Origin of the sequence: Kitasatospora sp. NPDC056273, assembly GCF_042268845.1 — a bacterium.
Taxonomy (GTDB): Bacteria; Actinomycetota; Actinomycetes; order Streptomycetales; family Streptomycetaceae; genus Kitasatospora.
The window spans coordinates 224,377-236,727 of sequence record NZ_JBHJSJ010000001.1; the positions used below are offsets into that span (position 1 = coordinate 224,377).

The 12,351-nt window shown below is 74.6% G+C and carries 9 protein-coding genes; 4 read left to right on the forward strand and 5 right to left on the reverse strand.

Features of this window, described 5'->3' with window-relative positions:
* Position 1: 1 nt before the first annotated feature.
* The gene (locus ACFCY1_RS00955; protein ID WP_375873048.1) at positions 2-1,045 is read right to left on the reverse strand and encodes an NAD(P)-dependent alcohol dehydrogenase; all 1,044 of its coding nucleotides are present in this window, start codon (positions 1,043-1,045) and stop codon (positions 2-4) included.
* A 293-nt stretch (positions 1,046-1,338) separates the two neighbouring features.
* On the opposite strand from ACFCY1_RS00955, the gene ACFCY1_RS00960 reads away from it, so the two are divergent.
* Both ACFCY1_RS00960 and ACFCY1_RS00965 read left to right on the forward strand, forming a co-directional pair.
* Positions 1,339-2,664, forward strand: a complete 1,326-nt coding sequence (locus tag ACFCY1_RS00960; RefSeq protein ID WP_375873049.1) for a peptide ligase PGM1-related protein — start codon at positions 1,339-1,341, stop codon at positions 2,662-2,664.
* The gene (locus ACFCY1_RS00965; protein WP_259316347.1) at positions 2,661-3,641 is read left to right on the forward strand and encodes a zinc-binding dehydrogenase; all 981 of its coding nucleotides are present in this window, start codon (positions 2,661-2,663) and stop codon (positions 3,639-3,641) included. Before ACFCY1_RS00960 ends, ACFCY1_RS00965 begins: the two co-directional genes overlap by 4 nt.
* 9 nt (positions 3,642-3,650) lie before the next feature.
* Here ACFCY1_RS00965 and ACFCY1_RS00970 read toward each other — a convergent pair whose 3' ends face one another.
* Complete coding sequence (locus tag ACFCY1_RS00970; RefSeq protein ID WP_375873050.1) at positions 3,651-4,922, reverse strand: sensor histidine kinase; 1,272 nt, start codon at positions 4,920-4,922, stop codon at positions 3,651-3,653.
* Positions 4,923-5,201: 279 nt separating this feature from the next.
* Between ACFCY1_RS00970 and ACFCY1_RS00975 the strand changes: the two genes are divergently transcribed.
* Entirely contained in the window at positions 5,202-7,442 is a 2,241-nt protein-coding gene (locus tag ACFCY1_RS00975; protein WP_375873051.1) for an MMPL family transporter, read from the forward strand.
* A gap of 108 nt (positions 7,443-7,550) precedes the next feature.
* On the opposite strand, the gene ACFCY1_RS00980 is transcribed toward ACFCY1_RS00975, so the two are convergent.
* The 3 genes from ACFCY1_RS00980 to ACFCY1_RS00990 are packed head-to-tail and all read right to left on the reverse strand — an operon-like array spanning position 7,551 to position 10,249.
* Positions 7,551-8,081, reverse strand: a complete 531-nt coding sequence (locus ACFCY1_RS00980; RefSeq protein WP_049655810.1) for a MaoC family dehydratase — start codon at positions 8,079-8,081, stop codon at positions 7,551-7,553.
* A gap of 18 nt (positions 8,082-8,099) precedes the next feature.
* On the reverse strand, positions 8,100-9,335 hold the full coding sequence (locus tag ACFCY1_RS00985) for an aminotransferase class I/II-fold pyridoxal phosphate-dependent enzyme (RefSeq protein WP_199823146.1): 1,236 nt from the start codon (positions 9,333-9,335) through the stop codon (positions 8,100-8,102).
* A 2-nt stretch (positions 9,336-9,337) separates the two neighbouring features.
* Complete coding sequence (locus ACFCY1_RS00990; protein WP_117486016.1) at positions 9,338-10,249, reverse strand: CoA ester lyase; 912 nt, start codon at positions 10,247-10,249, stop codon at positions 9,338-9,340.
* 244 nt (positions 10,250-10,493) lie between these two features.
* Here ACFCY1_RS00990 and ACFCY1_RS00995 point away from each other — a divergent pair, with 244 nt between their 5' ends.
* Entirely contained in the window at positions 10,494-12,347 is a 1,854-nt protein-coding gene (locus tag ACFCY1_RS00995) for an ATP-binding protein (RefSeq protein WP_375873052.1), read from the forward strand.
* Positions 12,348-12,351 lie beyond the last annotated feature (4 nt).

Consider the following 12,351-nt stretch of genomic DNA (forward strand, 5'->3'; position numbering starts at 1 on the left):
GTCAGATGGTGGCGGTGTCGATGACGAAGCGGTAGCGGACGTCGCTGGAGAGGACCCGCTCGTACGCCTCGTTGATCCTCTCGGCACCGATCAGCTCGATCTCGGCCGCCACGCCGTGCTCGGCGCAGAAGTCCAGCATCTCCTGGGTCTCGGCGATGCCGCCGATGCCCGAGGAGCTCATGCTGCGCCGCCGGCCGCCCAGCGCCCGGATGTCGACCTCCAGCGGCTCCTCCGGGAGGCCGACGTTGACCATCGCCCCGTCGGTGCGCAGCAGGGAGAAGTAGGCGGCGAAGTCGATCGGCGCGGAGACGGTGTTGAGGATGAGATCGAAGGTGCCCGCGAGGCTCTGGAAGGTCGCCGGGTCGCTGGTGGCGAAGTAGTGGTCGGCGCCCAGCCGCAGGCCGTCGTCCTTCTTGCGCAGCGACTGGGACAGCACGGTGACCTCGGCGCCGAGCGCGTGGGCTATCTGCACGCCCATGTGGCCGAGCCCGCCGAGGCCCACCACGGCGACCCGCTTCCCGGGGCCCGCGTTCCAGTGCCGCAGCGGGGAGTAGGTGGTGATGCCCGCGCACAGCAGCGGCGCGGCCTTGTCCAGCGGCAGCGCCTCGGGGACGCGGACCACGTAGTTCTCGTCGACGACCACGGTCTTGGCGTAGCCGCCGTACGTGGGCCGGCCGTCCTTGCCGACGGCGTTGTACGTCCACACCGGGCCCTCGTCGCAGTACTGCTCCAGGCCGGCCCGGCAGTTGTCGCAGGTGCGGCAGGAGTCGACCATGCAGCCGACGCCGACCCGGTCGCCGACCGCGAAGCCGGTGACGCCGGGGCCGACCTCGGCGACGACGCCCGCGATCTCGTGCCCGGGCACCATGGGGAAGACCGCCCGGCCCCAGCCCTCGTGGGCCTGGTGGATGTCGGAGTGGCAGATGCCGGCGAAGGCGATGTCGATCAGCACGTCGTGCTCGCCGACCGCGCGGCGCGCGATGGTCGTACGTTCCAGCGGGGCCTTGGGGGCCGGCACGGCGTAGGCGGCGACGGTGGTGGTCATGGGAGTTCGTACCCTCTCTGCGGATGGAGCCGGGCCGGTCGGGTCGGACGGACCGGGACGGTCGAACAGCACACCCACGGTACTCCTGGGGCCGGTGCGCCCTGCTGGGGCGGTGCCCGCTCCGGGGGGTGACCGGCACGGGTCGGAGGGCCGCCGGTTGTTCGGTGTTTTGTTCAATGACCGAGGGCCGAACCAGAACAACCCCGGTGCGCTACACCGGTAGCGCACGCCACACCCGTGCCGCACGTGGGACCAGGGCCGCAACAGCGGCGAAGGCCGGAAGGGTTCACCAGATGACGACGCTCTGCATCGCGAACAACCGCACCGAGGAGATGGTCGGGGACCTCGCCGGGACGCCGCCGGCGGAGCTGCTGTTCGCCGGGTGCGGGGCGCAGCGGATGCTCTGGTGGGCCGAGGACGGGGACGTCCTGGTGCTGCCCTGGGGGCCCGACCCGGAGTACCTGGCGTACGTCACCGGGCTGACCGGCGTACGGGCCGACAGCCTGGCCTTCGTGGTGCCGCCGCCCGGCGCCCACGGCGACCAGGTGCTCACCGCCGACCGGCTGGCCGACCCGGGCTTCCGCGCCGAGCTGCGCCGCGCGCTGGACGGGCGCACCGTCGACGAGGTGCTGGCCGTCTCGCCGAACGGCGCGGTGGCCGAGCTGGCGGAAGCGCTCGGGATCGGGCACGCCATGCCCGGCCGGCCCTTCGCCGCGCAGGGCGGCAACGCCCTGGTCAACAGCAAGGCGGGGTTCCGGGCGCTGGCCGCCGGCGCCGGGGTGCCGATCCCGCCCGGGCGGGTGGCCGGCTCGCCCGCGGAGGTCGAGGCCGCGATCGAGGACCTGCTGGCGCGGGGGCACAGCGTGATGGTGAAGGTCGAGTACCAGGCGGGCGGCCTCGGCAACGAGATCCTCGCCCGGGACGAGAAGGTGGAGCCGGTCGGCGCCGAGCGGGTGGTGCCGCTGCCGGACCGGGCGGCGGTGGCAGCGTACGTGGCCGAGCGGTGGACCTGGCTGACCGGCGGACGCGGCCAGCGGGTCGTGGTGGAGCGGTACTTCGCCGACTCGGCGCCGCTGTACGCCGAGTTCGTCATCGGGGACACGGGCGCCGTGCTCTCCGGCTGCGGCGAGATGGTCATGCGGCCGGTGGTGGTCGGGGAGATCACCCCGCCGGTCACCCCGGACGCCGGAGCGCGGGACGAACTCGTCCGCGAGGCCGCCCGGCTGTGCGAGGCGTTGCGGGTGATCGGCTACCGGGGCACGGTCAGCGCGGACGCCGTGCTGACCCCCGAGGGCGAGATCTACTTCCACGAGACCAACGCGCGGCTCACCGGCTCCAGCCACCTGCACCACGCCTACGCCGGCCGCCTGCTGCGCCCCGAGCACCGCGGCTCGCGCCACCTCCTGGAGCTGGCCGGCCTCAAGGTGCCGTCCTTCGCCGAGGCGGTGGCGGCGATCGGCGCGGCCGGGCTGGCCTTCGACCGGGAGAGCGGCACCGGCGTGCTGTTCAGCTCCGACTTCGGGCCCGCCGACGGCTCGGTGATGTACTGCGCGGTCGCCGAGGGCCCGGAGGCCGCCCGCGCCCTGGAGGGCGCCCTGCTCGCGCTGTTCGCCGGATGAGTCCCGACCTGGAGGAGAACGGAATGATGCGCGCCGCGCTGATCCACCGCTACGGCGGCCCGGAGGAGCTGAGCGTCGAGACGGTGCCGGAACCGGAGGCCGGCCCGGGCCGGGTGCTGGTCGACGTCACCCTGGCCGGGCTCAACTACGCCGACCTGGAGTGCCGCACCGGCGAGTACCTCAGGTTCCCGCTGCCGGCGGTGCTCGGCGTCGACGTGGTTGGGCGGCGCCGGGAGGACGGCCGGAGGGTCGTCGCGCTGCTGCGCACCGGCGGCGGGTACGCCCACGTGGCCGCGCCCGAGGCGGCGCACACGGTGGAGGTGCCGGACGGCGTGGACGACGAGCAGGCGCTGGGGCTGCTGGAGCAGGGGGCGACGGCCTACGGCGCGCTGACCCTGGCAGGGCGGCTGCGGCCGGGCGACGCCGTCGGGGTGAGCGCGGCCGCCGGCGGGGTCGGGCACCTGGCGGTGCAGCTGGCCAGGGAGCTGGGCGCGAGCCGGGTGGTCGCCCTGTCCTCCACCCCGGAGAAGCGGGAGTACCTGCTCTCGCTGGGCGCCGACACCGTGCTCGACCCGGCCGACCCCGACCTGGCCGGGCGGCTCGCGGAATCGGGCGGGCTGGACCTGTTCCTCGACTCGGTCGGCGGCCCGGTGCTGCGCGCCGGGCTGGCCGGACTGGCGCCCTTCGGGCGGCTGGTGTCGGTCGGGGCGCGCGGCGGGGTGGAGGACGCCTTCACGATGGGCGAGCTGACCGAGCGCTCGGCGGGCGCCCAGGGCTTCTGGCTCAAGCACGTGCTGACGGACCGGGCGCTGTTCGAGGGCGTCGCCGACCACCTGTTCCGGCTCGCCGCCGAGAAGCGGGTGGTGGCGCGGATCGACCGGACCGTCCCGCTGTCCGGGGTGGCCGGGGCGCACCGGGCGATGGCCGCGCGGGAGACCATCGGCAAGGTGCTGGTGGACGTCCACCGCGAGGAGTGAGGGCCGGGATCAGCGGAGCGCCTCCTCCGCCTCGCCCGGGGCCAGCGGCAGGCTGGCGGCCACCCGGTAGCCGCCGGTGGCGAGCCCGCCGGTCTCCAGGGTGCCGCCGTGCAGCGTGACGCGTTCGCGCATGCCGATCAGGCCGTGCCCGGTCCGGGCCGCCGCCCCGGCGGTGGTTCCGCCCGCGGCCCCGGCCGGGCCCGTCCCGGTGCCCGCGCCGTCGTCGCGCACCTCGACGGTGACCCGGTCCGGACGGTACGTCAGCCGGACGTGGGCACTGGCCGGGCCGGCGTGCTTGCGGGTGTTGGTGAGGGACTCCTGGACGATCCGGAAGACGGTCAGGCCCACCGTCGGGGGCAGCGGTCGCGGGCGGCCGCTGACCTCGAACTCGGTCGGCAGGCCGGCCAGCCGGGACTCGTCGACGATGCGGTCGAGGTCGTCGGCGCCGGGCTGGGGCGGGCTCGGCACGGCCTCGGGCTCCTCGTCGGCCCGCAGGACGTCGAGGAGCTGGCGCATCTCGCGCAGGGCCATCCGCCCGGAGGACTCGAGGGTCACCAGGGCGTCGCGGACCACCTCGGTGTCGCCCCCGAGGTTGGCCCGGGCGCCGCCGGCCATCAGCTGCATGGTGGTGATGTGGTGGGCCACGATGTCGTGCAACTCCCGTGCGATGCGGCGTCGTTCCTCGGCCACCGCACGGTCGGCGAGCAGCCTGCGATGGGCCGCCACCTGCTGCTGCCAGCGGTTGACCACGACGGCCGTGCCGACCACGACCGCGACCGCGAGGACGGCGGAGAGGACGTTCGCCCCCGTGGGGAGCCGCCCGTGGCTCTGGTTCAGCAGCGTCACCACCGCCGTCGCGCCGGACATCAGCGCCGTCACCGGGGCGGTGCGGACCCTGGCCACCGAGTACAGGGCCACCGAGAGGGCGAAGCCGAAGTGGGTCGACGGCGGTGCGGAGAGGTTCTCCGCCGCGCCCAGGGCCAGTACGGCCGCGAGCGCCGACACCGGGTGGCTGCGCCGGAAGAGCAGCGGCAGGGCCGGCAGCACGATGAGGACGACGCCGAGCGCCGTGGCACCGCCGCCTCCGGGCCCACCGTCGCCACTCACGCTGCCGAGCGAGTAGCCGACCAGGTCCAGGGCGGCCGCGGCGACGGCGACCAGCGCGTCGTCACGCGTCCACGGCACCGCGTCGCCGCCCTTCGGCCTGTCGGCGCCCGGCAGCCTGTCGGAGGCCGGCGGCCCGCCGGAGATCGGCTGCTCGGGGTGTCGGCGCCGGCGCATCTGTGCGTCTCCCTGCTCGTGGCCCGCCGGACCGGTGCGGCGCGGCCGGGCTGTGGTGATCGACCCATTCTGGCACCGGCCGACCGGCCGCGACGGGGCCCCTGAGGCGGGTCCGGGACCGGGACCACGGTCCTGGTCCCGGACGGCTGCCGGACCCTGGGGCCCCGCTTCCGTTCATCCTGTGCCCGGACGAATCCGGGGGGTGCCGCGTGATCGTCTGGAGACCGGCCGGGAACCCGGTGCCGAGTCCACCCGCAAGTCGACACGCAGGAGAACACTTTGATCCGCGCCCTGACCGGATTCTCGACGAGAAACCCATGGAAGGTCATCGCCCTCTGGACGGTGCTGGGTGTCGCGCTGACCGCCCTGAGCGGGGCGCTGATCTTCCGCGTCACACAGACCCGGGTCGGCGACTTCCTGCCCGCGAGCTACGACTCGGCCGCCGCCCTGAAGATCGCCGAGGACAGGTTCGGCGTGAAGCCCGACGCCGACACGGTGACCGTGCTGGTCGCCCGCTCGGACGGCGGCCCGCTCAGCGCCGCGGACCACCAGCGGATCGGCACCCTGGCCGAGAAGCTGGGCCGGCAGCGGGTCACCATGCCGAAGCCCAAGGAGGAGGACGGGCCGTCCTTCCTGGCGCGGGACCACTCGCAGACCCCCGCGGTCTCCCCGGCGATGGTGGCACCGGACAAGAGCTTCGAGCTGCTCTCCGTCGGGTTGGTCGGCAACCCCGAGGAGCCGGGGATGCAGGACCTCTTCCGGGCCTTCCGGGACTCGGCGCGGGCCCAGTTCGACGACGCGGGGCTGCGCACCGGTTTCACCGGCGGTCTGGCCGGCACGGTGGACACCAAGGACGACGGGAAGACCATGGCGAAGGTCATGGGAGCCCTCACCATGGGGCTGATCGTGCTGCTCAACGTGCTGGTGTTCCGCAGCGTGCTGGCGGCCCTGCTGCCGCTGCTCGCGGTCGCCCTGATCGGTGGCGTGGCACTGGGCGCGGTGGTCGGCGCCGCGATGCTCACCGGGATCAGGATCGACCCGAGCACCCCGTCGCTGATCCAGGTGGTCCTGATCGGCATCGGGATCGACTACCTGCTGTTCCTGCTGTTCCGCTTCCGCGAGCAGCTGCGGGCGCGACCCGAAACGCCCGTCCGGGTCGTGGCCGCGGAGGTCTCTGGGCGGGTGGGCACGGCGATCACCTCGGCGGCGCTGACCATCGTGGCGGCCTTCGCCACGCTCGGGGTGGCGAGCTTCGGGCAGTTCCGGGTGCTCGGCCCGGCCATCGCCGTCTCGGTCCTGGTCATGCTGCTGGGCAGCCTGACGCTGATGCCCGCCCTGCTGGCGGCCTGCGGACGCGGGATGTTCTGGCCCTCCCGTGCGCTCCAGAGCCGGCAGCGCGAGGGCGTGTCGGCCCGGCTGGGCGGTTTGGTGGCGCGCCGGCCGCTGGCCCTGGCGGTGGCCTCCGTCGCCGCACTGGGCGCGCTGGCCCTCGGGACGGTCGGGATCCGGATGGACTACGGCCAGGGCGCCGAAGGCCCGCGCACGGCCGCCGCCGCCACCGCGGCCGAGATCTCCCGCGCGTTGCCGGCCGGTGTGTCGGACCCGACCACCGTCTACCTCACCGCCAAGGACGGCGGCACGCTCAGCGCGGACCGGTTCGACGGCCTGTCCCGCGCGCTCGGACAGGTCGCGGGCGTGGGGCAGGTGGCGGGGACCGCCCTCGCCGACGACCGGCGGGCCGCCCGGATCGACCTCTACCTGACCGCGGACCCGCAGTCCCAGCAGGCCCGTGACGTGGTCTCGGGGCCGCTGCGGGCCGCCGTCGCCGCGCACACGCCCGCCGGGACGACGGCCCACGTCGGAGGCACCCCGGCGGTCTTCGCCGACATCTCGAAGGCCGTCGACCACGACCTGCGGCTCGTCTTCCCGGTCGCGGCCGCGCTGATCGCGCTGATCCTGCTGATGCTGCTGCGCAGCCTGCTGGCGCCGGTGGTGCTGATGGTCTCCGTCGGCCTCTGCTTCGCGGCCACGCTCGGCGCCTCGGCGCTGCTCTTCCAGCACGGCCTGGACAAGCCGGGCGTCAACTTCACGCTCCCGCTGGTGCTCTTCCTGTTCGTCGTCGCGCTCGGCACCGACTACAACATCCTGATCAGCGACCGGATCCGGGAGGAGATGGAGCAGCCGGGGCCGGCCCGCGCGGCCGTGGCCCGGGCGGTGCGGCACACCGCCCCGGCCATCGCGACGGCGGGCCTGGTGCTGGCGGGCTCCTTCGCCACCCTCGCCGCCACCCCGGCGAGCCGTCAGGTCGGCTTCGCGCTGGCGCTCGGCATCCTGCTGTCCGCCTTCCTGCTGTCGGTGGTGCTGGTGCCCGCGCTGGCCGCGCTGTTCGGCCGCGGCATCTGGTGGCCGGTCCGCCCGGGGCGCGCCGCGGCCCGCCGCCACCCGCAGGACGGGGCGTACGAGCCGGAGCCGGACATGGGCTCCGCCCCGGACCCCTACCGGCTGACGCCGGGCCGCTGAGGGCGCCCGCCGGTAGCTCCGCACCCGATCCGGACCGGGCGTCCGGAGGCACCGGGCCCGACGGCTTCAGCCGCCGGGCCCGGTGCCGCGCCACGACGGGGCACGGCGTCAGTACCCGGCGACCTCGTCCAGGCCGTGGCCGCGCAGCGGGACGAGGAAGCTGCGGTCGAACACCACGACGGGCTCGCCGGTGGACTTCGTCCCGGTGGTGCGGCAGCTCACGATGCCCTGCCCGTCGCGGCTCTTGGAGAGCCGCTTGGCGAGGGTCTCGGTCTCCGCGTAGAGGGTGTCGCCGGTGAACACCGGGTGGGTCATCCGGATGTTCTCCCAGCCCAGGTTGGCGATGGTGCGCCCGCTCGTCGAGCGGGCGGTCATCCCGCCGACGATGCTGAGCGTCACCAGGCTGGAGACGATCGGCTTCCCCCAGGGGGTGTGGGCGCTGTAGGCGGCGTCGATGTGCAGCGGGGCGTCGTTCATGCTCAGCATGCTCATCAGTACGTTGTCGAGCTCGGTGACGGTCCGTCCGGGGCGGTGCTCGACCACCTCGCCGACCTCGAACTCCTCGTAGTAGCGCCCGACCACCTCGCGGTAGCGGCGCTCGCCGATCCGCCGGTAGCCGGCGGGTTCGGTTCCTTCCATGGCGGTTGCTCCCGGGTCCTAGAGGTCGGCGGTGAGTTCCTTGACGTGGCCGGCGAACTCGCGGATCAGCCGCTCGTCCATGTCGGCGCGCAGCATCAGCCGCAGCCCGGCCTCGCCCTTGGGCACGATCGGGAAGAACACCGCGGAGCTGTAGAAGCCGCGCTCGAAGAGCTGGGCGGACAGTTTGACCGCCCGCTCGGCCTCCCCGACGTCGACCCGGCGCACCGGCAGGCCGTTGCCCGCGAAGGTGGTCGGCAGCAGCTCGTCGAAGAGCTCGATGTTGCGGGCCAGCGCGCCCTGGAGCTCGGCCAGTTCGGGGGAGCGGTGGATGGCGGCGCTGGCCAGCGAGGCGCCGACCATCGGCAGCGGGATGTTCTGCGACCAGCCGATCGGGCCGGCGTGCCGGTGCAGGAACTCGAACTGCTCCCGGTTGCCGAGCATCGCGACGCCGCCGCTGGTGCCGAAGGCCTTGCCGAGGCTGGCGGTGATCACCGTCAGCGGGTTCATCTCCAGCCGGGAGCGGACGTAGCCCTCGCCGCGCTCGCCCGCGATGGACAGCGAGTGGGAGTCGTCGATGTAGAGGAACAGCCCGTAGCGGTCCTGGAGTTCGAGCAGCCCGTCGAGGGCCGCGGTGCCGCCCATCGAGTAGGCGCCGTCGGCGACGTAGGCGACCCGCGGGTACTTGCGGCAGATGTCCTCCAGGTAGTTCAGGTCGTTGTGCGGGCAGGTCAGCACCAGCGACTCGTCCGCGCAGATCGGCTTCATGTACGCCATGCAGAAGTGGCAGAAGCGGTCGAAGACCATCACCCGGGGGCCGCCGCCGCCCTGGCAGGTGCCGTCCAGGTGGCCGGAGGCGATCAGCGGCAGGATGCCGGCGGTGAGCGTGGTACAGGACGCCCCCGGCAGGATGTTCGCGCCGAACAGCTCGCCGAGTTCCTCCTCCAGCCGCACCAGCAGGTTGTGCCGGATCCTGGTGGTGGAGAGGACCAGCGAGGTGCCGCGGGCCTCGGTCAGCGCGTCCACCGCGCCGGCCAGGACCGCGGGGTGGTTGTTCAGGCCGAGGTACGAGCAGGAGACCATGTTGGCGAACTCGTGGCCGGTCTCGCGGACCGTCAGCCGGTTGTTGGACTCCGAGTCCACCGTGACGCCGATCAGGCCGTTGGCGGCCGCCGCCTGCCAGACCGGGTCGGCGCTCGCCAGCATGGCCTCGGCGTTGCGGTACCGGCGCGGGCCGAGGATGGATTCTTCGGTCATCGTCACTTCTCCGTCGTGTGGTTCGGGGTGTCGGTGGGCGCGTGGTGCTGCGGGTCGTGCGGTCCGCCGGGCCGGGGCGGGTCGAACTGCTCGATCAGGCGCTGCGAGGCCTCGAAGAACGGCATGCCGACCATCACGCCGTCCACCACGGTGACCGAGCGGCCGTTCTCCAGGCCCGCCGCGACCACCCGGCGGGCGCGCGCCAGCAGCTCCTCGTCGGGGCTGAACGTCGCGTTGATCAGCTCGAGTTGGCGCGGATGGACGGCGATCTTGCCGCTGAACCCGAAGTCCCGGGCGAGCCCGGCCTCCCGGCGCAGCCCGTCGAGGTCGGTGACCTCGAAGAACGGCGCGTCCATCGCCTCCACCCCCGCGGCGCGGGCGCTGTTGACCACCCGGGCGCGGGCGTGGGCCAGGGCCTCCCAGGAGAGCCGGGCGCCGACCGCGAAGGCGTAGTCGGCCGAGCCGAAGACCAGCCCGCGCAGCCGGTGCCCGGCGGCCGCGACGGCGGGCGCGTTCTCGATGCCCAGCGGGGTCTCCACGACGGCCAGGAACTCCGTCTCCGGGCAGTCCGCGCCGAGCGCGCCGGCGGCGATCTCGATGTCCCGGGGGGACTCCGTCATCGGGATCAGGACCAGGTCCGGTTTGACCCGGTACCGGGCGATGGCGATCAGGTCGCGCAGACCGTCGGGCCCGGACAGGGTGTTGATGCGCACCGCGCTGCGCGCGAGCTTGGTGGACGGGAGGGCGAAGAACTCCTCGGCGAGCCGGCGGGCCTCCTCCTTCCGGGTGGGTGGGACCGAATCCTCCAGATCGACCATGGCGATGTCGGCCCCGGACTGGTGGCTCTTGGTGTACCGCTCCACCGCCATCGCGGGTGTGGACAGGAGGGAACGGCAGTACCGCGTGAACCTCATGGATGTCTCCGAAGTCAGCGAGGGCTGCGGGTTCCGGTTCTATCCCACCGGCTTTGTTCGGCGCCGTACGGCTGGACATTGAACATCAACTCGGAACAACCGACCCGTACGCACCATTGTTTGACGCCAACGGTCCTGTGCATGATGAATCAACGGGGGGATGGACACGAGGCGCACGCGGCGCGTGTGGCGCGTGGGCACTCAAGGTTTCAGGACACCGCTTCAACGGAGAAGGGGGGCCGTCGTGCCGCGTCGGGAAAGTCCACTGGACCCCGGGGACGGGCCGCTGCTGCGCTTCGCGGGCGATCTGCGGGCCCTGCGGGAGCGCGCCGGACGTCCGCCGTACCGTCAACTCGCCCTGCGGGCGCACTGCTCGGCGGCCAGCCTGTCGGTGGCCGCGGGAGGGCGGCGGCTGCCCAGCCTCGCCGTCACCCTCGCCTACGTGCAGGCCTGCGGCGGGGACGTGCGGGAGTGGCGGCACCGCTGGCAGCTGCTCGCCGCCGAACTGGCCGCCGAACAGTGCGCCCGGCGGCGCGCCCAGGACGTCGGACGGGCCCCCTACCCGGGCGCGGCCGCGTTCGAGGCGGCCGACGCCGAGCGGTTCTTCGGCCGCGAGGCGCTGCTGGACCGGCTGGTCGCCCTGCTGGCCGAACGGCGGCTGGTGATCGTCTCCGGGCCGTCCGGGGCGGGCAAGTCCTCGCTGGTCAGAGCCGGTCTGCTGGCCCGGCTCGGCGCGCCCGCCGCCACCGGTGCCGTCACCGGCGCCACCACCGGGAGACCCGGGGCCGGGGGCGGAGCGGGCCGGCCCCCGGCCGACGGCGGTGTCCCGGTGGCGCTGCTGACCCCCGGTGAACGACCCATGGAGGCGTACGCGCTCGCGCTCGCCCGGCTCGGGCAGCGGGCCGGGGAGACGAGGCGCGGCGGGTCCGGACCGACGGCCGGGGACCCGGTCCTGGTGGTCGACCAGGCCGAGCAGCTGCGCACCCGCTGCCGGGACGCCGCCGAGCGGGCGCGCTTCCTGGACGCGCTGGTGGCGACCGCCGCGGGCGATCCTGACGGGGCGTCGGACGGGCTGCCGGTGGCGGCGCCGGCCCGGTGCCGGGTGGTGCTGGTGGTCCGCTCCGACCAGTGCGGCCCGCTGCTCGCCGAGCACCCGGGGCTGGCCGAGGCCGGCCGCCACGGGGTGCTGCCGGTGGGGCGTCCGGCGCCGGACGAGCTGCGCCGGGCGATCACCGAACCGGCGTTACGGTCCGGCTGTACCGTCGAGGGCGCCCTGCTGGCCGTCCTCATCTCGACCGCCGCGCAGCAGCCGGGCGCGCTCCCGCTGCTGTCCGCGGCCCTGCTGGAGACCTGGCGGCGGCGCAGCGGCAACGCGCTCACCCTGGCCGGGTTCCAGGCCACCGGAGGGTTCGAGGGCGCGCTGGCCCGGACGGCGGAGGCCCTCTACAACGGGCTGGACGCGCCCGACCAGGCGCGGGCGCGGGCGGTGTTCCTGCGGCTCGGCGGGGAGCTGCTCGGGGCCGGCGAGGACGCCGCCGGCGGTCCGGCGGCCCTGGGCGACGGGCTGGCGCCGGGCGGCGGGCCGCTGCCCGGTGGTGAACTGGTGCCGGGCGGCGACGAGGGCACCCGCAAGCCGGCCCGGCGGGCCGAGTTCGACGATCCCGGCGTGCCCGAGGTGATGGAACGGCTGGTCCGGGCCCGGCTCGTGGTGGTCGACCGGGACACCGTCGAACTGTCCCACCAGGCGCTGCCGCAGGCCTGGCCCCGGCTGCGGGACTGGCTGGCGGAGGGCCGGGAGGCGCTGGGGGAGCAGTGCCGGCTCACCGCGGCCGCGCGGGGCTGGGCCGCCGCCGACCAGGACCCGGAACTGCTCTACCGGGGCGTCCGGCTGGAGGAGCTGGTGCGGCGGGTGGCGGCCGGCGAGCTGGCCGCGGCCGGGGTCGAGCGGGCCTTCCTGGCGGCCTCGTCCCGGGCGGCCGTCGCCGACCGGCGCCGGGCGCAGCGCCAGAACCTGGCGGTGGCCGGGGTCGCCGCGGCGGGCGGGGCGCTGCTGGCCCTGGCGGGCGGGAGCCGGATCCGCCGGGCCTGGCGGTGGTGAGCGC

What these genes read in the sequence shown, in the direction of transcription:
- ACFCY1_RS00990 (WP_117486016.1), bottom strand. Translation starts at nt 10,249, where the DNA reads ATGAGGTTCACGCGGTACTGCCGTTCCCTCCTGTCCACACCCGCGATG.
- ACFCY1_RS00960 (WP_375873049.1), top strand. Translation starts at nt 1,339, where the DNA reads ATGACGACGCTCTGCATCGCGAACAACCGCACCGAGGAGATGGTCGGG.
- ACFCY1_RS00985 (WP_199823146.1), bottom strand. Translation starts at nt 9,335, where the DNA reads ATGACCGAAGAATCCATCCTCGGCCCGCGCCGGTACCGCAACGCCGAG.
- ACFCY1_RS00980 (WP_049655810.1), bottom strand. Translation starts at nt 8,081, where the DNA reads ATGGAAGGAACCGAACCCGCCGGCTACCGGCGGATCGGCGAGCGCCGC.
- ACFCY1_RS00970 (WP_375873050.1), bottom strand. Translation starts at nt 4,922, where the DNA reads ATGCGCCGGCGCCGACACCCCGAGCAGCCGATCTCCGGCGGGCCGCCG.
- ACFCY1_RS00955 (WP_375873048.1), bottom strand. Translation starts at nt 1,045, where the DNA reads ATGACCACCACCGTCGCCGCCTACGCCGTGCCGGCCCCCAAGGCCCCG.
- ACFCY1_RS00965 (WP_259316347.1), top strand. Translation starts at nt 2,661, where the DNA reads ATGAGTCCCGACCTGGAGGAGAACGGAATGATGCGCGCCGCGCTGATC.